At 39.2% G+C, this 25282-nt stretch carries 19 protein-coding genes and 1 pseudogene; 17 read left to right on the plus strand and 3 right to left on the minus strand.

Annotated elements, in window-relative coordinates:
- The first annotated feature begins 31 nt into the window (after positions 1 to 31).
- Positions 32 to 622 carry a uracil-DNA glycosylase family protein gene (locus AYS37_RS02845; protein WP_000440403.1) on the plus strand — a complete coding sequence of 197 codons (591 nt, stop codon included), beginning with the start codon at positions 32 to 34 and terminating at the stop codon, positions 620 to 622.
- 8 nt (positions 623 to 630) lie between these two features.
- Here AYS37_RS02845 and AYS37_RS02850 read toward each other — a convergent pair whose 3' ends face one another.
- The 3 genes from AYS37_RS02850 to AYS37_RS02860 are packed head-to-tail and all read right to left on the minus strand — an operon-like array spanning position 631 to position 3174.
- The gene (locus tag AYS37_RS02850) at positions 631 to 1995 is read right to left on the minus strand and encodes a glycosyltransferase family 10 domain-containing protein (protein WP_000487526.1); all 1365 of its coding nucleotides are present in this window, start codon (positions 1993 to 1995) and stop codon (positions 631 to 633) included.
- Between the two features lie 37 nt (positions 1996 to 2032).
- Positions 2033 to 2656, minus strand: a complete 624-nt coding sequence (serB, locus tag AYS37_RS02855; RefSeq protein WP_001170399.1) for a phosphoserine phosphatase SerB — start codon at positions 2654 to 2656, stop codon at positions 2033 to 2035.
- A gap of 14 nt (positions 2657 to 2670) precedes the next feature.
- On the minus strand, positions 2671 to 3174 hold the full coding sequence (locus tag AYS37_RS02860; RefSeq protein WP_000949227.1) for a ferritin: 504 nt from the start codon (positions 3172 to 3174) through the stop codon (positions 2671 to 2673).
- A gap of 298 nt (positions 3175 to 3472) precedes the next feature.
- On the opposite strand from AYS37_RS02860, the gene mqnE reads away from it, so the two are divergent.
- The 16 genes and pseudogenes from mqnE to AYS37_RS02935 all read left to right on the plus strand — a co-directional run bounded on the left by mqnE (position 3473) and on the right by AYS37_RS02935 (position 25167).
- A complete protein-coding gene (gene mqnE, locus AYS37_RS02865) occupies positions 3473 to 4555 on the plus strand; it encodes an aminofutalosine synthase MqnE (protein ID WP_000346616.1) in 1083 nt (360 codons plus the stop codon).
- Positions 4556 to 4676: 121 nt separating this feature from the next.
- Positions 4677 to 7373 (plus strand): outer membrane protein assembly factor BamA, encoded by a 2697-nt coding sequence (bamA, locus tag AYS37_RS02870; RefSeq protein WP_001098194.1) that lies wholly within the window; start codon positions 4677 to 4679, stop codon positions 7371 to 7373.
- A gap of 1 nt (position 7374) precedes the next feature.
- Positions 7375 to 8436 (plus strand): dehypoxanthine futalosine cyclase, encoded by a 1062-nt coding sequence (locus AYS37_RS02875; protein ID WP_001873862.1) that lies wholly within the window; start codon positions 7375 to 7377, stop codon positions 8434 to 8436.
- A gap of 5 nt (positions 8437 to 8441) precedes the next feature.
- A complete protein-coding gene (locus AYS37_RS02880; protein ID WP_000713991.1) occupies positions 8442 to 9743 on the plus strand; it encodes a M16 family metallopeptidase in 1302 nt (433 codons plus the stop codon).
- A complete protein-coding gene (gene gatB, locus AYS37_RS02885) occupies positions 9743 to 11167 on the plus strand; it encodes an Asp-tRNA(Asn)/Glu-tRNA(Gln) amidotransferase subunit GatB (protein WP_001115686.1) in 1425 nt (474 codons plus the stop codon). Before AYS37_RS02880 ends, gatB begins: the two co-directional genes overlap by 1 nt.
- Positions 11167 to 12426: a SurA N-terminal domain-containing protein gene (locus tag AYS37_RS02890; protein WP_001225927.1), complete on the plus strand. Its 1260-nt coding sequence runs from the start codon at positions 11167 to 11169 to the stop codon at positions 12424 to 12426. The genes gatB and AYS37_RS02890 overlap by 1 nt, the downstream gene beginning before the upstream one ends.
- 9 nt (positions 12427 to 12435) lie before the next feature.
- Positions 12436 to 13443, plus strand: coding sequence for a hypothetical protein (locus tag AYS37_RS02895; protein WP_001163591.1), 1008 nt, complete (start codon positions 12436 to 12438; stop codon positions 13441 to 13443).
- A gap of 1 nt (position 13444) precedes the next feature.
- Positions 13445 to 13931, plus strand: a pseudogene (rnhA, locus tag AYS37_RS02900) (ribonuclease HI).
- Positions 13888 to 14607, plus strand: a complete 720-nt coding sequence (rnc, locus tag AYS37_RS02905) for a ribonuclease III (protein WP_001874550.1) — start codon at positions 13888 to 13890, stop codon at positions 14605 to 14607. Before rnhA ends, rnc begins: the two are co-directional and overlap by 44 nt.
- The gene (gene aroC, locus AYS37_RS02910; protein ID WP_001094077.1) at positions 14604 to 15701 is read left to right on the plus strand and encodes a chorismate synthase; all 1098 of its coding nucleotides are present in this window, start codon (positions 14604 to 14606) and stop codon (positions 15699 to 15701) included. Before rnc ends, aroC begins: the two co-directional genes overlap by 4 nt.
- Positions 15702 to 15737: 36 nt before the next feature.
- The gene (locus tag AYS37_RS02915; protein WP_000413468.1) at positions 15738 to 16253 is read left to right on the plus strand and encodes a DUF2603 domain-containing protein; all 516 of its coding nucleotides are present in this window, start codon (positions 15738 to 15740) and stop codon (positions 16251 to 16253) included.
- Positions 16253 to 17626 carry an oxygen-independent coproporphyrinogen III oxidase gene (hemN, locus tag AYS37_RS02920; RefSeq protein ID WP_001193149.1) on the plus strand — a complete coding sequence of 458 codons (1374 nt, stop codon included), beginning with the start codon at positions 16253 to 16255 and terminating at the stop codon, positions 17624 to 17626. Before AYS37_RS02915 ends, hemN begins: the two co-directional genes overlap by 1 nt.
- Positions 17623 to 18924 (plus strand): (Fe-S)-binding protein, encoded by a 1302-nt coding sequence (locus AYS37_RS02925; protein WP_001005087.1) that lies wholly within the window; start codon positions 17623 to 17625, stop codon positions 18922 to 18924. The genes hemN and AYS37_RS02925 overlap by 4 nt, the downstream gene beginning before the upstream one ends.
- A gap of 75 nt (positions 18925 to 18999) precedes the next feature.
- Complete coding sequence (locus AYS37_RS02930; protein WP_001874551.1) at positions 19000 to 23544, plus strand: DEAD/DEAH box helicase; 4545 nt, start codon at positions 19000 to 19002, stop codon at positions 23542 to 23544.
- The gene (locus AYS37_RS09025) at positions 23531 to 23821 is read left to right on the plus strand and encodes a type ISP restriction/modification enzyme (protein ID WP_001874552.1); all 291 of its coding nucleotides are present in this window, start codon (positions 23531 to 23533) and stop codon (positions 23819 to 23821) included. Before AYS37_RS02930 ends, AYS37_RS09025 begins: the two co-directional genes overlap by 14 nt.
- Positions 23818 to 25167 (plus strand): hypothetical protein, encoded by a 1350-nt coding sequence (locus AYS37_RS02935; RefSeq protein ID WP_000633149.1) that lies wholly within the window; start codon positions 23818 to 23820, stop codon positions 25165 to 25167. The genes AYS37_RS09025 and AYS37_RS02935 overlap by 4 nt, the downstream gene beginning before the upstream one ends.
- The last annotated feature ends 115 nt before the right edge of the window (positions 25168 to 25282 follow it).

Consider the following 25282-nt stretch of genomic DNA (forward strand, 5'->3'; position numbering starts at 1 on the left):
TTCACGCCTTCAAACTTTACGCTCCCTTTATATGGAGCGTCTTTTAGGTGAAACTTACACCAATACCAACCTTACCAAGCCCCAAAATAAGCCCCTTAACAAACAAGTTTATGAGGGCATAGAAAATTGCAATCTGTGCAAACGCCATCAAAATTCAAAACCGGTGATCGGGCTTTTTAACCCCACTTCCAAGATCACTTTCATCACGCTAACCCCCATGCTGGATAGCCAATTACATTTCTTGAACAATTTAAAAGCGGCCATGTTAGAGAGCATTATCCAAAAGGTTTTTAACTGCCCCTTAAAAGATTGCAATATCTTATCGCTCCTTAAATGCGACTCTAACAGCCTTAATTTAGAAGAAGAAATCAACGCATGCCTGCCCCATTTAACCTGGCAATTAGACAACAGCGCTTCAAAAGTCATTGTGGTATTTGGCGAGATTTTGCCCAAACGCCTTTTAAACCTTTCTAAAGAAGAGTCCTTTGGGCGCATCGTGTCTTTAAAAACCAAACATTTTTTAAGCACCCATGCTTTAGAGGACATGCTCAAAAACCCCACGCTCAAAAAAGAAGCGTTAGTGCATTTTAAAATAGCGCTCCAATTTCTCAATCAGTCTTAAAATACGCCTTATTTTTTAACCCATCTCCTTATGGTGCGCAACAAAGGTAAGGTTTTTTGATAAGCTTTGCGATAGATTTTAAAAGTGGTGTTTTGAGAGAGTTCTAATAAAGGTGAAGCGTTTTGTAAAAGCCGGTCATAATTAACCCTCAAATCATCATAATTAACCCTCAAATCATCATAATTAACCCTCAAATCATCATAATTAACCCTCAAATCATCATAATTAACCCTCAAATCATCATAATTAACCCTCAAATCATCATAATTAACCCTCAAATCATCAATAGATATTAAAGGCTCATGCAAATCACGATAGAAAATGAAAGGATTATCGTGATAAATCGTGTCGTTTTCTAAAATCGTTTTAAAAAAATCAAGGATTTTTTTAAAACTCAAATTTTGGTAAAAGTAAGCTTTCCCATCAAGGGTGTTTAAAGGGTTTTCACAGAGCATGTCTAAATAAGCGTTTGGGTGCGTGTGCAAGTATCTCACGTAATCAATCGCTTCATCAAAATCTTTAAAATCATGCACATTCACAAAACTCTTAGGGTTAAAGTCTTTCGCCACGCTAGGACTCCCCCAATAAATAGGAATGGTATGGCTGAAATAAGCGTCAATGATTTTTTCAGTAACATAGCCATAGCCTTGAGTGTTTTCAAAACACAGATTGAATTTGTATTGGCTTAAAAATTCGTTTTTGTTTTTGACGTTATAGCCTAAAGTGTTTTTCACGCTCCCTCCCCCAGTAACTGGCTCAATAGAATTTAAAGCGTCATAGAAAGCGTTCCTTATAGGGGCGTTAGGGTTGCTTGCGACAAAGCTCGCAAACCCTCTTTTCAAAGGATCGCTCTCATCATTCACTACTGCGCACAAATTAGGGTGGTTTTCTTTAAAATGATGGGAGGGCTTTTTTAAAGCATAAAGGCTGTTGTCTTTAATCTTGTAGGGCGCGGTGGTGTCATTCACGCTCTCGGCTTTGTAATGCAAGCTAGCGTAATATAAAGGCATTCTCAAATAACGATTGTTAAAGTCCAATTCATCAAAGCCTATGGCGTAATCAAAGAGGTTGAAATTAGGCGATTCGTTTTCACCGGTGTAAAACACCCTTTTAGCGTTTTGATAGGATAGGATTTTTCTGGCTGATCCAATAGGACTGCCAAAAACGAGATCGGAGGGCTCGTTAGGGTTTTGGTGGAGGGTGATTTTGTAGCGTTGGCTTAAGATGAAATACAAGATAAAACGCCTAAACCCTTTGCTTTCTCTTTTATCCAAAGGCCACCAATTCGCTAGGGCTATATTTAATGGGGGCTTATAATCGGTTTCATCTAAACGGGTGCTGTCTGTATAAGCGTCTAATAGGGGCTGGAACATGATTATCCTTTTAAAGGAATTTTACAAAAAAAATTCTTTAAATCAAAGGCTTGATTAGGGCTAAATTAGGCTCATCAATGCAATGCGTGGCGTGCTGTTTTAGGATTTCTTTAGCATTGAAAGCGATTTTGATATGGGCATGTTTGAACATGCTCAAATCATTCGCCCCATCGCCCACGACTAAGGTGTCCGTTTTGCTGATATTCAACAAGCGTTGCAAGGCGAGAAGCATTTCGCCCTTAGAATGCGAAAACATCATATGCCCCGTAACCAAGCCGTTTAAGGCGTTATTTTCCACGATCAGCGTGTTACTGAAAGCCGCATCTAAATGCAATAAATCCCTGTAATGATTGGTCGCTAGATCAAAGCCCCCACTAAAGCAAACCACCTTGTAATTTTTCTCTTTTAAGGTGCTAATGAGTTCAAACGCCCCCTCAAATAAAGGCAGACTTTCACAAACTTCTTTGGCTAGTTTTAAGGGCATGTTTTTGAGTTTAGAAACCCTTAAAATAAGACTTTTATGAAAATCTGTCTCGCCATTCATAGCCTTCAAAGTGATTGTTTCCACTTCATCAAACACCCCCCACGCCCTCGCTAAAGACTCAATCGTCTCAGCATTGACTAGCGTGGAGTCAAAATCAAAAACGGCTAGTTTTTGCACCCAATACCCTAAAATTAAGATTTCCTGCTTTTAGCGATCCCTTTGATATATTGATCAGCCAAATACAAGCCATGGTTTTCATTACCAATCAACTCAATTTTATCCAAAATATCCTTGAAAAGCACTTCTTCTTCATGCTGTTCAGACACATACCATTGCAAGAAATTGAAAGTCGCATGATCTTTGCCTTTTATGGCGTGATCGACGATATTATTAATGGACTCGCTGATGTGTTGCTCATGTTCATAGGCTTTTTGGAAAATTTGAGTCAAACCTTCAAACTTATGCTCAGGCGCACTGATGCTAGTCAATTGCACAGGCACATTGTTTTCATTCAAGAAAACGATAAGCTTTTTAGCATGCTCGTATTCTTCAGCCGCATGGTCAAACAAGAAAAGCCCCGAGCCATCTAAGCTATGGGTATAGCACCAAGAACTCATGCTCATATACAAGTTGGAAGAGTTCATTTCCTTATTCACTTGTTCGTTTAGCAACTTAATGATGTCTTTTGATAACATAGTATCTCCTTTGTGTTGGTTTAAGTTGTCCCATAATTATAGCATAAATGATAATGAAAAAGTAAACAAGAGTATGAAAATTTTTAAAAATTTATAAAAATGAGAAAGAACACCAGCTAATGGCTTGATAAAGCTTAGATTTTATCATAAAAATCCCTTTAATGAGAATTATGTCAAAAAAAGGGGGCTGGTATCAATAGGGGGGATTAAAAGGGATATTTTTATATAATATATAAAAAGCATTCTTCAATCTAAAAATGCTACAATGTTTATCTTTAAAATGAAAGGGCAATTAATAATGGACTTTTTAGAAAAAGTATTAGACAATCAAGTTACTGAAAGCAAAGAATTAGTGAAGCTTTATGATTATGATTTATACACGCTAGGGGAAGCAGCGGATCGCATGCGCCAAAACATGCACCAAAAAATCGTGTATTTTAATGTCAATAGGCATTTAAACCCTAGCAATATTTGTGCGGACGCTTGCAAATTTTGCGCTTTTTCAGCCCACAGAAAAAACCCTAACCCTTATGAAATGAGCTTAGAAGAAATCCTAGAAAAGGTTAAAAACTCCTACAACAAGGGGATTAAAGAAGTCCATATCGTGAGCGCTCATAACCCTAATTACTCCTATGAATGGTATTTAAAGGTGTTTGAAACCATCAAACAAGAAATGCCTAACTTGCATTTAAAGGCCATGACCGCTGCAGAAGTGCATTTTTTAAGCGTTAAATTCAACAAACCTTTTGAATTGGTGTTAGAAGACATGCTCAAAGCCGGGGTGGATTCCATGCCAGGTGGGGGAGCAGAGATTTTTGATGAAGAAGTTAGGCGTAAAATCTGTAAGGGCAAGGTGGGTTCTTCTCGGTGGTTAGAAATCCATGCTTATTGGCACAAATTAGGCAAAATGAGTAACGCTACCATGCTTTTTGGGCATATTGAAGATAAAATCCATCGCATCGATCACATGCTAAGGATCAAAAAAACTCAAAGCCCTAAAAATAAAGTAGAAAATAAAGAAGGGGGCTTTAACGCATTCATTCCCTTGCTGTATCAAAAAGAAAACAACTATTTGAAAGTGGGAAAATCCCCTAGCGCGATAGAAATCCTAAAAACCATCGCTATATCCCGCATTCTTTTAAATAATATCCCCCACATTAAAGCTTATTGGGCGACTTTGGGCTTGAATTTGGCTTTAGTGGCTCAAGAATTTGGCGCTAACGATTTAGACGGCACGATAGAAATAGAGAGCATTCAAAGTGCGGCCGGCGCGAAAAGCCGGCATGGTTTAGAAAAAGAAGATTTGATATTTAAAATCAAGGATTCTGGCTTTGTTGCGGTAGAAAGGGATAGTTTGTATAATTTTATACAAAAATTTTAAGGATTTTTAGCGTTTTTAAGAATGATTAGTTATAATAACGCTACTAACAACACTCAAGCTAAAATCTATTAAGGAAATCAGTATTAAAAAATTTATTCTATCTTCTCTTGTTTTCGCATGTATGAATACCAGCGTTGAAGCTTTAGAAAATGACGGCTCTAAACCAAACGATTTGGCTTCTCCAAAAGAAACCACAAAAGAGGCTCAAAAAAGTGAGACTCAAAAGAATGAAGCTCAAAACGAAACCCCCCAATCCAATCAAACGCCTAAAGAAATGAAAGTCAAGTCCATTTCTTATGTCGGGCTTTCTTACATGTCTGACATGCTCGCTAATGAGATTGTAAAGATTCGTGTGGGCGATATTGTGGATTCTAAAAAAATAGACACCGCTGTTTTGGCTTTGTTCAATCAAGGGTATTTTAAAGACGTTTATGCCACTTTTGAAAGCGGCATATTAGAGTTTCATTTTGATGAAAAAGCCAGGATTGCCGGGGTAGAAATCAAGGGTTATGGGACTGAAAAGGAAAAAGACGGCTTAAAATCCCAAATGGGGATCAAAAAGGGCGACACCTTTGATGAGCAAAAATTAGAGCATGCTAAAACGGCTTTAAAAACCGCTTTAGAGGGGCAGGGCTATTATGGGAGCGTGGTGGAGGTGCGCACCCAAAAGGTCAGTGAGGGCGCGTTATTAATCGTGTTTGATGTGAATAGGGGGGATAGTATTTATATCAAACAATCCATTTATGAGGGAAGTGCGAAATTAAAACACCGCTTGATTGAATCTTTGAGCGCGAACAAGCAACGAGATTTCATGGGCTGGATGTGGGGCTTGAATGACGGAAAATTGCGTCTAGATCAATTAGAATACGATTCTTTGCGTATCCAAGATGTGTATATGCGTAGGGGTTATTTAGACGCTCATATTTCTTCGCCTTTTTTGAAAACGGATTTTTCTACCCATGACGCTAAGCTTCATTATAAAGTCAAAGAGGGGATCCAATACAGGATTTCAGACATTTTAATAGAGATTGACAACCCGGTAGTCCCCTTAAAAACCTTAGAAAAAGCGCTTAAAGTGAAAAGAAAAGATGTCTTTAATATTGAGCATTTAAGAGCGGATGCGCAAATTTTAAAAACCGAAATTGCCGATAAGGGTTATGCGTTTGCGGTGGTGAAGCCAGACTTGGATAAAGATGAAAAAAACGGGCTTGTGAAAGTCATTTATCGTATTGAAGTGGGCGATATGGTGCATATCAATGATGTCATCATTTCAGGGAACCAACGCACGAGCGATCGAATCATTAGAAGGGAGTTATTGTTAGGGCCTAAGGATAAATACAACTTGACCAAACTGAGAAATTCCGAAAATTCTTTGAGGCGTTTAGGGTTTTTCTCTAAAGTCAAAATTGAAGAAAAAAGGGTGAATAGCTCACTCATGGATTTATTAGTGAGCGTAGAAGAGGGGCGTACTGGGCAGTTGCAATTTGGGTTAGGCTATGGCTCTTATGGAGGGCTTATGCTTAATGGGAGCGTGAGCGAAAGAAACCTTTTTGGCACAGGCCAAAGCATGAGCTTGTATGCTAACATCGCTACAGGGGGGGGTAGATCTTATCCGGGCATGCCAAGAGGGGCGGGGCGTATGTTTGCGGGGAATTTGAGCTTAACTAATCCAAGGATTTTTGACAGCTGGTATAGCTCTACGATCAATCTTTATGCGGACTATAGGATAAGCTACCAATACATCCAACAAGGCGGAGGCTTTGGGGTGAATGTCGGGCGCATGCTGGGTAACAGAACCCATGTGAGCTTAGGGTATAACTTGAACGTTACCAAACTCCTTGGTTTCAGCAGCCCTTTATACAACCGCTACTATTCCTCTGTGAATGAAGTGGTTTCTCCAAGACAATGTTCCACACCCGCATCGGTGATTATCAATCGCTTATCAGGCGGTAGGACTCCATTGGTCCCTGAAAGCTGTTCTAGTCCTGGAGCGATCACCACTTCACCAGAAATAAAAGGTATTTGGGATAGGGATTACCACACGCCTATCACCAGCTCTTTCACTCTTGATGTGAGCTATGACAACACCGATGATTATTATTTCCCTAGAAATGGGGTTATCTTTAGCTCTTATGCGACGATGTCTGGTTTGCCAAGCTCTGGCACGCTCAATTCGTGGAACGGGTTAGGAGGGAATGTCCGTAACACCAAAGTTTATGGTAAATTCGCCGCTTACCACCATTTGCAAAAATATTTATTGATAGATTTGATCGCTCGCTTTAAAACGCAAGGGGGCTATATCTTTAGGTATAACACCGATGATTACTTGCCCTTAAACTCCACTTTCTACATGGGGGGCGTAACCACGGTGAGAGGCTTTAGAAACGGCTCAGTTACGCCTAAAGATGAGTTTGGCTTGTGGCTTGGAGGCGATGGGATTTTTACCGCTTCTACTGAATTGAGCTATGGGGTGCTAAAAGCGGCTAAAATGCGCTTAGCGTGGTTTTTTGACTTTGGTTTCTTAACCTTTAAAACCCCAACTAGGGGGAGTTTCTTCTATAACGCTCCCTTCACGACAGCGAATTTTAAAGATTATGGCGTGATAGGGGCTGGGTTTGAAAGAGCGACTTGGAGAGCTTCTACAGGCTTACAGATTGAATGGATTTCGCCCATGGGGCCTTTGGTGTTGATTTTCCCTATAGCGTTTTTCAACCAATGGGGCGATGGCAATGGCAAAAAATGTAAAGGGCTATGCTTCAACCCTAACATGGACGATTACACGCAACACTTTGAATTTTCTATGGGAACAAGGTTTTAAAATGCGCATCAACAGAGAAGAAATTTTGGATTTAATGAAAAACGCGCCCTTGAAAGAATTAGGGCAAAGGGCTTTGAGAGTGAAGCAACGCTTGCACCCTGAAAACTTGACGACTTTTATTGTGGATAGGAATATCAATTACACCAATATTTGTTTTGTGGATTGCAAGTTTTGCGCGTTCAAACGCACCCTAAAAGAAAAAGACGCCTATGTGTTGAGCTATGAAGAAATTGATCAAAAGATTGAAGAATTGCTCGCCATTGGCGGCACGCAGATCCTTTTTCAAGGGGGGGTGCACCCGCAGCTAAAGATTGACTATTATGAAAATTTAGTCAGCCATATCGCTCAAAAATTCCCCACCATTACCATTCATGGTTTTAGCGCAGTTGAGATTGATTACATTTCTAAAATCTCTAAATTGTCTTTAAAAGAAGTTTTAGAAAGGTTGAAAAACGCTGGGTTAAGCTCCATTCCAGGAGCGGGAGCAGAAATACTAAGCGATAGGGTGCGCGATGTCATTGCTCCTAAAAAATTGAGCAGTGATCGGTGGATTGAAGTGCATAGAATGGCCCATCTTTGCGGGATTAAAAGCACGGCTACCATGATGTTTGGGAGCGTGGATAATGAAGAAGATGTAATAGAGCATTTACAAAGGGTACGCGATTTGCAAGATGAAACCGGCGGCTTTAGGGCTTTTATTTTATGGAGTTTTCAGCCCAACAACACCCCCTTAAAAGAAGAAATCCCAAGCATTAAAAAAGCGAGTTCCAATCGGTATTTACGCTATTTGGCATGCAGTAGGATTTTTTTGGATAACATTCAAAACATCCAAAGTTCATGGGTTACTCAAGGCTCTATGATAGGGCAGTTAGCCTTATTGTTTGGAGCGAATGATTTAGGGAGTGTGATGATGGAAGAAAATGTAGTGAAAGCGGCCGGGACGAGTTTTTGCATGAATGAAGCGGAAATGATAGAACTTATTGAAGACATTGGGAGCGTGGCGGCTAAACGAAACACCGCTTATGAAATTTTAAAGCGTTATCCGGCTAAAGCAAAGGTATAAAGAGCATGAAAAAATTTTTAATCACTTTATTATTAGGAGTTTTTATGGGGTTACAAGCGAGCGCTTTGACACACCAAGAAATCAATCAAGCTAAAGTCCCTGTGATTTATGAAGAAAACCATTTATTGCCTATGGGGTTTATCCATTTAGCTTTTAGGGGGGGTGGGAGCTTAAGCGATAAAGATCAGTTGGGTTTGGCGAAATTATTCGCGCAAGTTTTAAACGAAGGCACTAAGGAGCTTGGTGCGGTGGGATTTGCGCAACTTTTAGAGCAAAAAGCGATCAGTTTGAATGTGGATACCAGCGCAGAAGATTTGCAAATCACTTTAGAATTTTTAAAAGAATACGAAGATGAAGCTATCATGCGTTTAAAAGAGCTTTTGAAATCCCCTAATTTCACGCAAAACGCTTTAGAAAAAGTCAAAACCCAAATGTTGGCCGCGCTTTTACAAAAAGAAAGCGACTTTGACTATTTGGCTAAACTGACTTTAAAACAAGAGCTTTTTGCTAACACCCCTTTAGCTAATGCAGCTTTAGGCACTAAAGAGAGTCTTCAAAAAATCAAGCTAGACGATTTGAAACAGCAATTTGCTAAGGTTTTTGAACTCAATAAGCTCGTGGTGGTGCTTGGGGGCGATTTGAAAATCGATCAAACCCTTAAGCGTTTGAATAACGCTCTTAATTTCTTGCCGCAAGGTAAAGCGTATGAAGAGCCTTATTTTGAAACGAGCGATAAAAAAAGCGAAAAAGTTCTCTATAAAGACACTGAACAGGCTTTCGTGTATTTTGGTGCGCCCTTTAAAATCAAGGATTTAAAACAGGATTTAGCGAAATCTAAAGTCATGATGTTTGTGCTTGGGGGGGGGTTTGGCTCTCGTTTAATGGAAAAAATCAGGGTTCAAGAGGGCTTGGCTTATAGCGTGTATATCCGCTCTAATTTTTCTAAAGTGGCGCATTTTGCTAGCGGGTATTTGCAAACCAAGCTCAGCACTCAAGCTAAAAGCGTTGCCTTGGTTAAAAAAATAATTAAAGAATTTATAGAAAAAGGCATGACGCAACAAGAATTAGACGACGCTAAAAAGTTTTTACTAGGCTCTGAGCCTTTAAGGAATGAAACGATCTCTAGCCGCTTGAACACCACTTACAATTATTTTTATTTAGGTTTGCCTTTAAATTTCAATCAAACGCTGCTCAATCAAATCCAAAAAATGAGTTTGAAAGAAATCAATGATTTCATTAAAGACCACACCGAGATCAATGACTTGACTTTTGCCATTGTGAGCAATAAAAAGAGTAAGGACAAATAATGCCATTTGAAGCTGTAATCGGGCTAGAAGTCCATGTCCAACTCAACACCAAAACCAAAATCTTTTGCTCTTGTTCTACAAGCTTTGGAGAAACCCCCAATTCTAACACCTGCCCTGTGTGTTTGGGCTTACCGGGAGCTTTGCCGGTATTGAATCAAGAAGTGGTTAAAAAAGCCATCCAATTAGGCACAGCCATTGAGGCTCATATCAACCAACATTCCATTTTTGCGAGGAAAAATTACTTTTACCCTGATTTGCCTAAGGCTTATCAAATTTCGCAGTTTGAAGTCCCCATTGTGAGCGATGGGAAGTTAGAGATTGACACCAAAGAGGGCACAAAAATCGTGCGTATTGAAAGAGCCCACATGGAAGAAGACGCTGGTAAAAATATCCATGAGGGCAGCTGTTCTTTAGTGGATTTGAACCGCGCTTGCACCCCTTTATTAGAAATTGTCAGCAAGCCGGACATGAAAAATAGTGAAGAAGCCATAGCGTATTTGAAAAAGCTCCATGCTATCGTGCGTTTTACAGGGATTTCTGATGCGAACATGCAAGAGGGGAATTTCAGGTGCGATGCGAACGTGTCCATTAGACCCAAAGGCGATGAAAAGCTTTACACGAGGGTGGAAATCAAAAACTTGAATAGCTTTAGATTCATCGCTAAAGCGATTGAATACGAGATAGAACGCCAAAGCGCGGCGTGGGAAAGTGGGCGTTATGATGAAGAGGTGGTTCAAGAAACGCGCCTTTTTGACACCGCCAAAGGGATCACCCTTTCTATGCGCAATAAAGAAGAGTCAGCGGATTACCGCTATTTTAAAGATCCGGATTTGTATCCTGTTTTTATTGATGAGAAACTTTTAAAAGAAGCTCAAAAGATCAATGAATTGCCCAGCGCGAAAAAAATCCGCTACATGAAAGATTTTAACCTTAAAGAAGACGATGCGAATTTATTGGTGAGCGATCCTTTATTGGCGGAGTATTTTGAAAGCATGCTTAATCTTGGGGTTAAGGCTAAAACGAGCGTGACATGGCTTTGCGTGGAATTATTAGGGCGCTTGAAGGCTGAAGTTACTTTAGAGAATTGTGGGATTAGCGCTCACATGTTAGGCGCTTTAGCCAAACGCATTGATGAGGGCAAGATTTCAGGCAAGAGCGCTAAAGATGTGTTAGACAGGCTTTTAGAAGAGCATGGGGGCGATGTGGATGCACTCATTGAGCAAATGGGCTTGTCTCAAGTCAATGACACGGAAGCGATTGTTAAAGTGGTAGAAGAAGTGTTAAAAAACAACGCTGATAAGGTGCTTGAATACAAAAGCGGTAAGGACAAGCTTTTTGGGTTTTTTGTAGGGCAAGCGATGAAAAATCTAAAAGGGGCTAATCCTAGCGTGGTGAATGCTATTTTGAAAGAGAAATTGGGTTGATGAGGAAAATTTTTTCTTATATTTCTAAGGTTCTATTATTTATTGGGGTGGTTTATGCAGAGCCTGATTCTAAAGTAGAAGCCTTAGAAGGGAGGAAGCAAGAGTCTTCTTTGGATAAAAAAATCCGCCAAGAATTGAAGAGTAAGGAATTAAAGAATAAGGATTTGAAGAATAAAGAAGAAAAGAAAAACACCGAAGAAAAGAAAACAACTAAAACTAGAGCAAAGCCCAGAGCAGAAGTCCATCATGGGGATGCCAAAAATCCCACTCCAAAGATCACGCCTCCTAAAATCAAAGGGGGTAGTAAGGGCGTTCAAAATCAAGGCACGCAAAATCAAGGCGTTCAAAGTAATGTGCCAAAACCTGAAAAAAAAGATACAACCCCTCAAGCTACTGAAAAAAATAAGGAAACAAGCCCTAGCTCTCAATTCAATTCTATTTTTGGTAATCCTAATAACGCTACCAACAACACCCTTGAAGATAAGGTCGTAGGGGGCATTTCATTGCTCGTTAATGGCTCGCCTATCACGCTGTATCAAATCCAAGAAGAGCAAGAAAAATCTAAAGTGAGTAAGGCTCAAGCCAGGGATCGTTTGATCGCTGAACGCATTAAAAACCAAGAAATTGAGCGCTTGAAAATCCATGTAGATGATGACAAGCTAGACCAAGAAATGGCGATGATGGCGCAACAACAAGGCATGGATTTAGACCATTTCAAACAGATGCTTATGGCTGAGGGGCATTATAAACTCTATAGAGATCAGCTTAAAGAGCATTTAGAAATGCAAGAATTGTTGCGTAATATTTTGCTCACTAATGTGGATACCAGCTCTGAAACTAAAATGCGCGAATATTACAACAAACACAAGGAGCAATTCAGTATCCCCACAGAAATAGAAACCGTGCGCTACACTTCCACCAATCAAGAAGATTTAGAAAGGGCTATGGCAGACCCTAATTTGGAAGTTCCAGGGGTGAGTAAGGCCAATGAAAAAATAGAGATGAAAACCCTAAACCCTCAAATCGCCCAAGTCTTTATTTCGCATGAGCAAGGCTCTTTTACGCCCGTTATGAATGGGGGTGGGGGGCAGTTCATCACCTTTTATATCAAGGAAAAAAAGGGTAAAAATGAAGTGAGCTTCAGTCAGGCCAAGCAATTCATCGCCCAAAAATTAGTGGAAGAATCTAAGGATAAGATTTTAGAAGAGCATTTTGAAAAATTGCGCGTTAAGTCTAGGATTGTGATGATTAGAGAGTGATTTTAGATTGTGCAACACTTCAATTTCCTCTATAAAGATTCTTTATTTTCTATCGCCTTATTCACTTTCATTATCGCTCTTGTCATTTTATTAGAACAGGCTAGATCGTATTTCACCCGAAAGAGAAACAAAAAATTTTTGCAAAAATTCGCCCAAAATCAAAACGCCTATGCGAGCAGCGAGAATTTAGACGAGCTTTTAAAGCATGCCAAAATTTCCAGTTTGATGTTTTTAGCCAGGGCGTATTCTAAAGCGGATGTGGAAATGAGCATTGAAATCTTAAAAGGCCTTTTGAATCGCCCCTTAAAAGATGAAGAAAAAATCGCTGTTTTAGATTTATTGGCTAAAAATTATTTTAGTGTGGGGTATTTGCAAAAAACAAAAGACACCGTGAGAGAAATTTTGCGCTTTTCCCCAAGGAATGTGGAAGCGTTATTGAAACTTTTGCATGCGTATGAATTAGAAAAAGACTATTCAAAGGCTTTAGAAACTTTGGAATGTTTGGAAGAATTAGAGGTGCCTGAAATTGAAACGATTAAAAATTACCTTTATCTCATGCATTTAATAGAGAATAAGGAAGAGGCGGCTAAAATCTTGCATGTTTCAAAAGCGTCGTTAGATTTGAAAAAAATCGCTTTAAATCACTTAAAATCGCATGATGAAAAGCTTTTTTGGCAAGAAATTGATACAACCGAACGGCTAGAAAATGTGATCGATCTTTTATGGGATATGAATATCCCTGCTTTTATTTTAGAAAAACATGCCCTTTTGCAAGATATCGCGCGATCTCAAGGGCTGCTTTTGGATAACAAACCTTGCCAAGTTTTTGAATTAGAGGTTTTACGCGCTCTATTGCATAGCCCTATAAAAGCGAGCCTGACTTTTGAATACCGTTGTAAGCATTGCAAACAAATCTTTCCTTTTGAAAACCATAGGTGTCCTGTGTGTTACCAGTTAGCGTTTATGGATATGGTGCTTAAAATCTCTAAAAAAACGCATGCTGTGGGAGTGGATTAAGATGCAAGAAATTGAAATTTTTTGCGATGGCTCTTCTTTGGGCAATCCTGGGCCGGGCGGGTATGCGGCGATTTTACGCTATAAAGATAAAGAAAAAATCATCAGTGGGGGCGAACATTTCACCACGAATAACCGCATGGAATTAAGAGCGCTCAATGAAGCCTTAAAAATTTTGAAACGCCCATGCCATATCACGCTTTATAGCGATTCGCAATACGTGTGCCAAGCGATCAATGTGTGGTTAGCTAACTGGCAAAAAAAGAATTTTGCTAAAGTTAAAAATGTGGATTTATGGAAAGAATTTTTAGAAGTCTCTAAATGGCATTTGATTGTGGCTGTTTGGATCAAGGGGCATAACGGGCATGCTGAGAATGAACGATGCGATAGCCTCGCTAAACTAGAGGCGCAAAAACGGGTCAAAACGACCACTTAAAGGGAGAAATGATGAAAAACAAACGCTCTCAAAACAGCCCTTACATAACGCCTAATAGCTCTTATACAACGCTAGAAAAAGCTTTGGGGTATTCTTTTAAAGACAAGCGTTTATTGGAGCAAGCCCTAACGCATAAATCATGCAAGCTCGCTTTAAACAATGAGCGCTTGGAATTTTTGGGCGATGCGGTGTTGGGTTTGGTGATAGGGGAGTTGCTATACCATAAATTCTATCAATACGATGAGGGCAAACTCTCTAAATTAAGGGCTTCTATTGTGAGCGCGCATGGTTTTACGAAATTAGCGAAAGCGATTGCTTTGCAGGATTATTTGCGCGTTTCTTCTTCTGAAGAAATTTCTAAGGGGAGAGAAAAACCCTCTATTTTATCAAGCGCTTTTGAGGCTTTAATGGCTGGGGTGTATTTAGAAGCGGGGTTAGCTAAGGTGCGTAAAATCATGCAAAATTTACTCAATCGCGCTTACAAGCGTTTGGATTTGGAGCATTTGTTTATGGACTATAAAACCGCCTTACAGGAATTGACCCAAGCGCAATTTTGCGTGATCCCTTCGTACCAATTACTCCAAGAAAAAGGTCCCGATCACCATAAAGAATTTGAAATGGCTCTATACATTCAAGATAAAATGTATGCAACCGCTAAAGGCAAAAGCAAAAAAGAAGCCGAACAGCAATGCGCTTATTATGCGCTTCAAAAACTGAAGGAAGCCAAATGAACACTTTGGGGCGTTTTTTAAGGCTCACGACTTTTGGGGAATCGCATGGGAACATCATAGGGGGGGTATTAGACGGCATGCCTAGCGGGATTAAAATAGACTATGCGCTATTAGAAAATGAAATGAAGCGCCGCCAAGGGGGGAGGAATGTTTTCATTACGCCACGAAAAGAAGACGATAAGGTGGAAATAACAAGCGGGGTTTTTGAAGATTTTAGCACAGGGACGCCCATAGGGTTTTTAATCCACAACCAAAGGGCTAGGAGCAAGGATTACGATAACATTAAAAACCTTTTTAGGCCTAGCCATGCGGATTTCACTTATTTTCATAAATACGGAATCAGGGATTTTAGGGGTGGGGGGAGGAGCTCGGCCAGAGAGAGCGCTATAAGAGTGGCTGCTGGGGCGTTTGCTAAAATGCTTTTAAGAGAAATTGGTATTGTTTGTGAAAGCGGGATTATTAAAATTGGGGGCATTGAAGCCAAAAATTACGATTTTAATCACGCTTTAAAAAGCGAGATTTTTGCACTAGACAAAGAACAAGAAGAAGCGCAAAAAACAGCCATTCAAAACGCTATCAAAAACCACGATAGTATCGGGGGCGTGGCTTTGATTAGAGCAAGGAGCGTGAAAATTAATCAAAAACTCCCCATTGGCTTAGGTCAAGGGCTATACGCTAAATTAGACGCTAAAATCGCTGAAGCGATGATGGGGCTTAACGGGGTGAAAGCGGTTGAAATAGGCAAAGGGGTAGAAAGCTCTTTATTAAAAGGCTCAGAGTATAATGATTTAATGAATCAAAAAGGGTTTTTGAGCAATCGTAGCGGAGGGGTTTTAGGGGGCATGAGCAATGGGGAAGAAATTATTGTTAAGGTGCATTTCAAACCCACGCCAAGCATTTTCCAACCTCAACAAACCATAGACATTAAGGGTAATGAGTGCGAATGCTTGTTGAAGGGTAGGCATGATCCTTGTATTGCGATTAGAGGGAGTGTGGTGTGCGAGAGTTTGTTAGCGTTGGTGTTAGCCGATATGGTATTACTCAATTTGACTTCAAAAATAGAGTATTTAAAAACGATTTATAATGAGAATTAAACGAAATTGGATACAATCAGCTTAAAAAGGATACAAATGGAAAAATTACCTAAAAAACGAGTTTCTAAAACCAAATCACAAAAACTTATCCATAGCTTAACCACCCAAAAAAACAGAGCCTTTCTCAAAAAAATCAGCGCTAGTGAAATGCTTTTAGAATTAGAAAAAGGGGCGTTTAAAAAAAATGAAGCTTACTTTATTTCTGATGAAGAAGATAAAAATTACGTTTTAGTGCCAGATAATGTGATTTCTCTTTTGGCAGAGAACGCCAGAAAGGCTTTTGAAGCCAGGCTTAGGGCGGAATTAGAAAGGGATATTATCACCCAAGCGCCGATTGATTTTGAAGATGTGCGCGAAGTTTCCTTGCAATTGTTAGAAAATTTACGCCAAAAAGACGGGAATTTGCCCAATATCAACACCTTAAACTTTGTCAAACAAATCAAAAAAGAGCACCCTAATTTATTTTTTAATTTTGACAACATGTTCAAACAACCCCCTTTTAATGAGAATAATTTTGAAAATTTTGACAATAGCGATGAGGAAAATTTTTAATGCAAACCATTGATTTTGAAAAATTTTCCCAATATTCCAAGCCCGGCCCGCGATACACCAGCTACCCCACAGCGGTGGAGTTTAAAGAAAATTTTAATGAAGAGAGCTTGAAAACGGCGTTTTTTAACCATGACAACCTCAAAAACCCCATGCCTTTATCGCTTTATACGCATTTGCCCTTTTGCAGGAGCGCGTGTTATTTTTGCGCTTGTTCAGTCATTTACACCAGCTTAGAAGAGAAAAAAACCCGCTATATCAGCTACCTTAAAAAAGAACTCGCCCTTTTAAAAAACGCGATGGACACTAACAGAGAAGTGGCGCAATTCCACTATGGCGGCGGCACGCCGACCTTTTTTTCGCCCATTCAATTAGATGAAATCACGCAAAGCATTCAAGAAGTTTTCCCTAATTTCAGTCAAGATATTGAAATGAGTTGCGAGATTGATCCTAGGCATTTCACTAAAGAACACATGCAAACCTTGTTTGATAGGGGGTTTAACCGCTTGAGTTTTGGGGTGCAGGATTTTGATTTTGAGGTTCAAAAAGCCATTCACAGAATCCAGCCTTTTGAAATGGTTCAAGAATCGGTAAAACTCGCCAGAGATTACGGCATCAAATCCATTAATTTTGATTTGATTTATGGCTTACCCAACCAGACTAAAGAGAGTTTTTTAAAAACTTTGGAATGGGTTTTGAAACTGGATCCGGACCGATTGGCGGTGTTCAATTACGCGCATGTGCCTTGGGTGAAAAAAACGATGCGTAAAATTGATGAAACCTTATTGCCAAGCCCTAGAGACAAACTAGAGATTTTAGAATCTCTCATCAGTTTTTTAGAAAAAGCCAACTACCAAATGATAGGCATGGATCATTTCGCTAAAAGCGATAATGAATTGTATTTAGCCCTTCAAAAAGCGGAATTACGCCGTAATTTTCAAGGCTATACCACGAAGAAATTCACTCAAACCATTGGCATTGGCATTACAAGCATCGGCGAAGGGGGCGATTATTACACGCAAAATTATAAAGATTTGCACCACTATGAAAAAGCCCTTGATTTGGGGCATTTACCGGTAGAAAGAGGCGTAGCGCTCAGTCAAGAAGATGTTTTAAGAAAAGAAGTGATCATGCAGATGATGAGTAATTTAAAATTGGATTACTCTAAGATTGAAGAAAAATTTTCTATTGATTTTAAAGCGCATTTTAAAAAAGAATTAGAAAAATTAAAGCCTTATGAAGAAGCGGGCTTGCTTTCTTTCAACCCTAAAGGCTTTGAGATGACAAGAACGGGGGGCATGCTCGTAAGAAACATGGCCATGGAGTTTGACGCGTATTTGCGTGGGGGCGAAAAACATTTCAGTAAAACGCTATGAATGAAAATGTTAATGGAAATATTTTTGAAGAAGTAGGGGACGCTTGCGTTAAGTGCGCTAAATGCGTGCCAGGTTGCACTATATATCGCATTCATAAAGATGAGGCGACTTCGCCTAGGGGCTTTTTAGATTTGATGCGCTTAAACGCTCAAAACAAGCTCCAATTAGACACGAATTTAAAACACCTTTTAGAAACTTGCTTTTTATGCACCGCTTGCGTGGAAATTTGCCCTTTTCATTTGCCCATAGACACTTTAATAGAAAAAGCCAGAGAAAAAATCGCTCAAAAGCATGGCATCGCTTGGTATAAAAAATCCTATTTTTCCCTTTTAAAAAACCGCAAAAAAATGGATAGGGTGTTTTCAACTGCACATTTTTTAGCCCCTTGCGTTTTCAAGCAAGTGGGGGATAGTTTAGAGCCTAGAGTGGCGTTTAAAGGCTTGTTCAAACGCTTTAAAAAAAGCGCTCTGCCTCCCTTAAATCAAAAAAGTTTTTTACAAAAGCATGCAGGAATGAAGCCTTTAGAAAACCCCATTCAAAAAGTGGCCATTTTTATAGGGTGCTTGAGCAATTACCATTACCAGCAAGTGGGGGAAAGCTTGTTGTATATTTTAGAAAAACTCAACGTTCAAGCGATCATCCCTAAGCAAGAATGCTGCTCAGCCCCTGCGTATTTTACCGGCGATAAAGACACCACGCTTTTTTTAGTGAAAAAAAACATAGAATGGTTTGAAAGCTATTTAGATGGAGTGGATGCGATCATCGTGCCTGAAGCCACATGCGCTAGCATGCTCATTAACGATTATTACAAGGTGTTTTTAGGCGAAAAAGATAAGGATTTGTATGTGAAGCGCTTGGAAAAAATCACGCCTAAAATCTATCTGGCGAGCGTGTTTTTAGAAAAACATACCCCTTTAAAAAGTCTTTTAGAAAAAATCCCTAAGGGAAAAAAAGAGGTTATCACCTATCATAACCCTTGCCATGCCAAAAAAACCCTAAACGCTCATAAAGAAGTGCGAAACTTACTCAATGCGCATTATGAAATTAAAGAAATGCCGGACAATTGCTGCGGTTTTGGGGGGATTACGATGCAAACCGAAAAGGCGGAGTTTTCTTTAAAAGTGGGGCTTCTTAGGGCTAAAGAAATCATAAACACTCAAGCTGCAATTTTGAGCGCAGAATGCGGGGCATGCCACATGCAATTAAACAACGCTTTAAAGTCTTTAGATGACCCTAACACCCCGCCATTTTTGCACCCTTTAGAACTCATCGCTAAAGCCTTAAAAAGCGCTGAATAAAAAGCCTTTTTAACCCCACTTTCCAACATCTTTTTATATAATGTAGGACTTTAACGCCACTATAAGGAATGAAAAATGCAAGAAATCAGCGCCTACGAACTCATCAAACAAAAACTGCATGCCATACCCAACAAACGCCATAAAGGAAGCTTGTTTGAAAAAATTTCTAAGCAATTTTTACAAGAGCATGACAGCGCTAACGAATACGAGTCTATTGATCTTTGGTATGATTGGGAATTAAGGGGGAAGGAGCGCGATAAGGGGATTGATATAGTCATTCAAACGACTTCAAAAGAATACATCGCTGTGCAATGCAAATTCCATCAAAACAGCATCTCGTATAACGACATTTCACCTTTTTTAACCCAATTGCTAATCGGGGTAGGGGAGGTCAGGTTTAAAAAAGGGATCATCATCTCCACTTCTAATTTAACCTCTGAAGCTCTTAAAGCAATTGAACAAATCAGAAGCACAGGAATGGGGATTGACATTGATGAAATCACTGAAGAGAATTTTATTTATTCTCGTATTGATTGGGAAAAGTTTGATCCCACAAAAACCGAAGACGAAATCCCCTTATGCGATAAGAAAAGGCCGCGCCCTCACCAAACAGAAGCCATAAACGCCACTAAAGAGTATTTTTCTGACCCTAAAAACGCTAGAGGCAAGCTCATTATGGCATGCGGGACCGGCAAAACCTACACTTCTTTAAAAATCATGGAAGCTTTAGACCCTAAGATCATGCTTTTTTTAGCGCCCAGCATCGCTTTGCTTTCTCAAACTTTTAGAGAATACGCGCAAGAAAAAAGCGAGCCTTTTTACGCTTCTATCGTGTGCAGCGATGATAAAACTGGGGAAAGTAAGAACGAAGACAATGACGATATTAATTTTTCTGAGCTCCCTATAAAGGCCTCCACTCGCCTGGAAGACATTTTAAGCGCTTATGAAAAAGCACAAAAAGAAAACAAACGCTTCATTATCTTTTCAACTTATCAAAGCGCGTTGCGTATTAAAGAAGCGCAAGAAGCGGGTTTGGGCGAAATCGATCTCATCATTTGCGATGAAGCCCACAGAACGGTAGGGGCTATGTATTCTAGTAATGAAAGGGACGATAAAAACGCTTTCACGCTTTGCCACAGCGATGAAAATATCAAAGCCAAAAAACGCCTTTACATGACCGCTACGCCTAAAGTGTATAGCGAAAGCTCTAAAGCTAAAGCCAAAGAGAAAGATAATGTTATCTATTCCATGGATGATGCGCAGACTTTTGGCGAAGAAATCTATACGCTCAATTTTTCAAAAGCGATCGCTTTGGATCTCTTAACCGACTACAAAGTCATCATTTTAGCGGTGCGAAAAGAAAATTTAAGCGGCGTTACTAACAGCGTGAATAAGAAAATCAGCCAGCTCAAAGCCGAAGGCACTAAATTAGATAAAAAGCTCATCAATAACGAATTTGTGTGTAAGATCGTTGGCACGCATAAAGGGTTAGCCAAGCAGGATCTAATCGTTTTAGACGATGAAAACAAAGAAGACAACGACTTGAAAAACAAAGCCGACACCTTTGTTTCTCAAAGAGCCATAAGCTTTTGTAAAAGCATACAAACGAGTAAAAATATCAAAGACTCCTTTGAAACGATCATGGAATGCTATGATGAAGAGCTGAAGAAAAAGAGTTTTAAAAACCTAAAAATCAGCATCGATCATGTTGATGGCACCATGAATTGTAAGGAGAGGCTTGACAAATTAGAAAACTTGAACACATTCAAACCCAACACTTGTAAGGTTTTAAGCAACGCTAGGTGTTTGAGCGAGGGGGTGGATGTCCCAGCACTTGATAGCATTATCTTTTTTGATGGCAAAAGCGCTATGGTGGATATTATCCAAGCGGTGGGTAGGGTGATGCGAAAAGCCAAACACAAGAAAAGAGGCTATATCATTTTGCCTATCGCTTTAGAAGAGAGTGAAATTAAAAACCTAGATGAAGCCGTCAATAACACCAATTTCAAAAACATTTGGAAAGTGATAAAAGCCTTAAGAAGCCATGATTCAAGCCTGGTTGATGAAGCCACTTTTAAAGAAAAAATCAAAATCTTTGGAAGCGATGACGCAAGCAATTTAGACGATGAGGAAGAGTTACAAAAAGATAAAACCGAGCAATCCGATCCCAAACAAGCCCAAAAAACCCTTTTTGACGCTATCTTGCTGCAAGATCTAGCGAACGCTGTGTATAATGTCATGCCCACTAAATTAGGGGACAGGAATTATTGGGAAAATTTCGCTAAAAAAACGGGCAACATCGCAAGGACCTTGAACAACCGCTTGAAAGAACTTTTTGGCAAAAACCCTGAAATTTTCCACGGCTTTTTGGATTCCTTAAGGGAAAATATCCATCAAAACATCAGAGAAGAGGAAGCCTTGGATATGATCACTTCTCACGTCATCACTAAGCCCATTTTTGATGCGATTTTTGGGGACAATATTCAAAACCCTATCGCAAAAGCCTTGGATAAAATGGTTTTAAAACTCTCCGATCTAGGGCTAGAAGGGGAAACTAAAGATCTTAAAAACCTCTATGAAAGCGTGAAAACCGAAGCAACGCGCGCCAAAAGCCAAAAAAGCCAGCAAGAACTCATTAAAAACCTCTACAACACTTTCTTTAAAGAAGCCTTTAGAAAGCAAAGCGAAAAACTAGGGATCGTTTATACGCCCATAGAGGTGGTGGATTTCATTTTAAGGGCCACTAACGGCATTTTGAAAAAGCATTTCAACACGGATTTTAACGATAAAAACATCACGATTTTTGACCCTTTCACGGGCACCGGGAGTTTTATCGCTCGTTTGCTTTCTAAAGAAAACGATCTCATTAGCGATGAAGCCTTGAAAGAGAAGTTTCAAAAAAATTTGTTCGCTTTTGACATCGTGCTTTTATCTTATTATATCGCTTTAATCAATATCACCCAAGCCGCGCAAAATAGGGATGGTTCGTTAAAAAATTTCAAAAATATCGCGCTCACGGACAGCCTGGATTATTTGGAAGAAAAAAGCGATAAGGGGGTATTCCCTTTATTTGAAGATTTGAAAGAAAATAAAGACATCAAAACCACTCTAGCCAACCAAACTATCCAAGTCATCATCGGCAACCCTCCTTATTCAGCCGGTGCTAAAAGCCAAAACGACAACAACCAAAACCTTTCACACAAGAAGCTTGAAAAATGGGTTTATGAAACTTATGGTAAAAATTCCACCGCTAAAGCGGGGAAAGCCACACGAGACACGCTCATCCAGTCAATCCGCATGGCGAGCGATCTTTTAAAAGATAAAGGGGTGGTAGGCTTTGTGGTGAATGGGAGCTTCATTGACTCTAAAAGCGCGGACGGGTTCAGGAAATGCGTGGCGCAAGAATTTTCGCATCTTTATGTGCTGAATTTGAGGGGGAATGCGAGGACTTCAGGGGAAACTTTTAAAAAAGAGGGAGGGAAAATCTTTGATAGCGGATCCAGGGCGACGGTAGCGATTATCTTTTTTGTCAAAGACACAAGCGTGAAAAACAGCACGATCCATTACTACGATATTGGGGATTATTTGAAAAGAGAAGAAAAACTCAATCGGCTCGCTAACTTCACAAACCTAGACGCAATCGCTTTTGAAACCATCACCCCAAATAATAAAGGCGATTGGATCAACCAAAGGAATGACGGCTTTGAAAAGCTCATCCCTTTGAAAAGAGACCCAAAACTCAAAATATTCAATAGTATTTTTGATCTCAATTCTAATGGCGTGGCGAGCGGTCGTGATCCTTGGGTGTATAATTTTTCGCCAAAAAATTTAATGCAATCGGTGCAAAACTGCATTGACACTTATAACGCTGATTTGAAGCGCTTCAATGAGGTTTTTAGGGAAGCCTTCAAACAACGCACCAAAGGCGTCAAATCAGGCGATCTTTACAAACAACTTAATGATAAAGAAATCACCACCGATAAAACGAAAATCGCTTGGACTCGTAGTTTGAAACAAGGATTTATTAAAAATGAAAATCTGCCAGAAAGCAATGAGGAGTGCATAAGATTAGCCATGTATCGCCCTTTTAACAAACAATGGCTTTATTTTGATAAAAATTTAAATGAAGAACAAAGCCAATTGCCCAAAATTTTCCCGGATAAAAGCGCGCGTAATGTGGTGATCAATACCAGTTCAATGGCTTCAAGAAATTTTTCTTGCTTGATTGCAAACGAGATTACTGATGTCCAAACAATGGCGAACACCCAAGCTTACCCCTTGTATTATTACGACGATTTGGGGAATCGCCATGACGCTATCAGCGGCTATGCGCTCAATCTGTTCAGGAGGCATTACCAAGATAATGCTATTACTGAAGAAGAGATTTTTTATTACATTTATGCGATTTTCCACCATAAAGGCTATTTGGAAAAATACAAAAACTCCCTCGCCAAAGAAGCGCCGCGAATCGCTTTGAGCGAGGATTTTAAGGAACTCTCTATCCTTGGCAAAGAATTGGCCGAATTGCATCTGAACTATGAGAATGGGGAAATGCACACAAGCGTTAAACATAACCTGCTAGAGAGCGCCGAAGTGGAGGGCTATTATGATTGTGGGTAAAATGACTAAAAAAGGGGATAGCATCATTTATAACCACCATATCACCATCACTCAAATCCCTAAAAAAGCCTTTGACTATGTGGTGAATGGCAAAAGTGCGATTGACTGGGTGATCGAACGCTATCAAAAGACTACCGATAAAGACAGCTTGATTGAAAACAACCCGAACGATTACGCCGGCGGCCAATACGTTTTTGAACTCCTTTGTAGGGTCATCAAACTCTCTGAAAAAAGCGTGGATTTGATAGAAAAGATTAGCATGAAGAGGTTTGAGTGATCACATCGCTTGGGGGTGTGGAATATTTTGAAAGGCAATGTCTTGCTTTCTTAAAAAATCCACAAACTAATCCACAAAATGAGCAATGCATTCCAGGAGTGTTTTCGTATCAAGAAAACAAAATTTCTTTTTCTTTTGTGGTTTTAGGAGAAATTAAAGAGATCCACTCTTTGCAATACCAAACGCTCTATATTGTGGATAACAAAAAACGATACACTCTTTGCAAGCTTTATGATCGCATTGTTTTAGGTCATGCTTTAGGGCATCCCACACCAATCACGCTCTATTATGAATGGCTGTTTGATGATTGGATCGATCCAGAAAAAATTATGGGCGATCGTTTTGTTTGCAGAACAAACTATTTAGAAAGCTTTTTTACGACCAAGAAGCATTTGCTACCTGATGCATTATTTAAAGTAGATGAAAGTGGGTGTGAAAGTTATCATGAGAATGACGATAAGGACTTTATCCTACAATCATTTTATATTCAAAATGATTTTTTATCCCAAAGATATGAAAAAGACAAGATAAAAGCAAAATCTAATTTGATTCCTAAAAGACAGAATCGTTTATTAACTTATCAATTTGATTTGTCTTTGGAATGCAATATAATTTTTGAAACCCTTGAAAAATTAGCGCTTATTGCTGAAGCGATTAAAAACTTTTTTATTTTGATTTATGCTCATTCTAATTTTGACATCCAAATTGACTATATCCAATTCAAGCTTTCTAATAAAGACATTACAGCAATAAGAAACACTTACAAAAAAGATAAAAAGTCTATGGAGATAGATCTTTATGGGATTGCTATAAATTTCCAACGGATAGACAATTTTTCTGTAATACTTGAAAAATGGATTGTTTTTTATATCAAAGACAATAGAGATTTCCAACTTGCAAGTATTTTAGACATTATCAATAAAAAAGATCCAATTATTCACTTGTATTTGGACATGTTTGTATTGATTAGCATGATTGAAAGTTTTTTAAAGAAACCACAACAAACAAAACTCCATGAAAAACTCTCTGAATTTTTTAAAATTTCATTATCTAGGACAAAATGCGATCAAACGAAAAATTATTTTAATGATAAATGTCAAGAAGATCTAATCCAACAGATTGTTGACTGCCGTAACTCTCTAGCGCACGGAAGAAGTTTAAAGCTTGATACAAACAAAGCTACAGACATTAGCCATGCTTTTATAGATTTCAAGCAAATTGTCATTGAATTTTTCTTTGGCGAGATAGGATTAAGTGGTTTTATTACAAACAATTTTGGTTTTCTTAACAAAGTTAAATTAAGAAACCCCCCAAAAACAGAAAAAATCACCGAGTCAAACCGCTAAAACCCCCTAGAAAATTTAAAATTTTAAGTTTTAGGGGTGTTTTTCTTAAGAATTTAGGTTTTTTATAGATTATTATGTTATTATTATACGAAATGTAGACTTTTAGAAGGAAAAA

The sequence above is a fragment of the Helicobacter pylori NQ4053 genome (assembly GCF_000274605.1).
Taxonomy (GTDB): domain Bacteria; phylum Campylobacterota; class Campylobacteria; order Campylobacterales; family Helicobacteraceae; genus Helicobacter; species Helicobacter pylori_CV.

Coding starts and splice junctions, on each gene's coding strand:
- AYS37_RS09025 (WP_001874552.1), top strand. CDS start 23,531: ATGATTGTGGGTAAAATGACTAAAAAAGGGGATAGCATCATTTATAAC.
- AYS37_RS02915 (WP_000413468.1), top strand. CDS start 15,738: ATGGAAAAATTACCTAAAAAACGAGTTTCTAAAACCAAATCACAAAAA.
- mqnE (WP_000346616.1), top strand. CDS start 3,473: ATGGACTTTTTAGAAAAAGTATTAGACAATCAAGTTACTGAAAGCAAA.
- AYS37_RS02880 (WP_000713991.1), top strand. CDS start 8,442: ATGAAAAAATTTTTAATCACTTTATTATTAGGAGTTTTTATGGGGTTA.
- AYS37_RS02860 (WP_000949227.1), bottom strand. CDS start 3,174: ATGTTATCAAAAGACATCATTAAGTTGCTAAACGAACAAGTGAATAAG.
- AYS37_RS02930 (WP_001874551.1), top strand. CDS start 19,000: ATGCAAGAAATCAGCGCCTACGAACTCATCAAACAAAAACTGCATGCC.
- AYS37_RS02850 (WP_000487526.1), bottom strand. CDS start 1,995: ATGTTCCAGCCCCTATTAGACGCTTATACAGACAGCACCCGTTTAGAT.
- rnc (WP_001874550.1), top strand. CDS start 13,888: ATGAAAAACAAACGCTCTCAAAACAGCCCTTACATAACGCCTAATAGC.
- gatB (WP_001115686.1), top strand. CDS start 9,743: ATGCCATTTGAAGCTGTAATCGGGCTAGAAGTCCATGTCCAACTCAAC.
- AYS37_RS02875 (WP_001873862.1), top strand. CDS start 7,375: ATGCGCATCAACAGAGAAGAAATTTTGGATTTAATGAAAAACGCGCCC.
- AYS37_RS02925 (WP_001005087.1), top strand. CDS start 17,623: ATGAATGAAAATGTTAATGGAAATATTTTTGAAGAAGTAGGGGACGCT.
- AYS37_RS02845 (WP_000440403.1), top strand. CDS start 32: ATGGAGCGTCTTTTAGGTGAAACTTACACCAATACCAACCTTACCAAG.
- hemN (WP_001193149.1), top strand. CDS start 16,253: ATGCAAACCATTGATTTTGAAAAATTTTCCCAATATTCCAAGCCCGGC.
- AYS37_RS02890 (WP_001225927.1), top strand. CDS start 11,167: ATGAGGAAAATTTTTTCTTATATTTCTAAGGTTCTATTATTTATTGGG.
- bamA (WP_001098194.1), top strand. CDS start 4,677: ATGAATACCAGCGTTGAAGCTTTAGAAAATGACGGCTCTAAACCAAAC.
- aroC (WP_001094077.1), top strand. CDS start 14,604: ATGAACACTTTGGGGCGTTTTTTAAGGCTCACGACTTTTGGGGAATCG.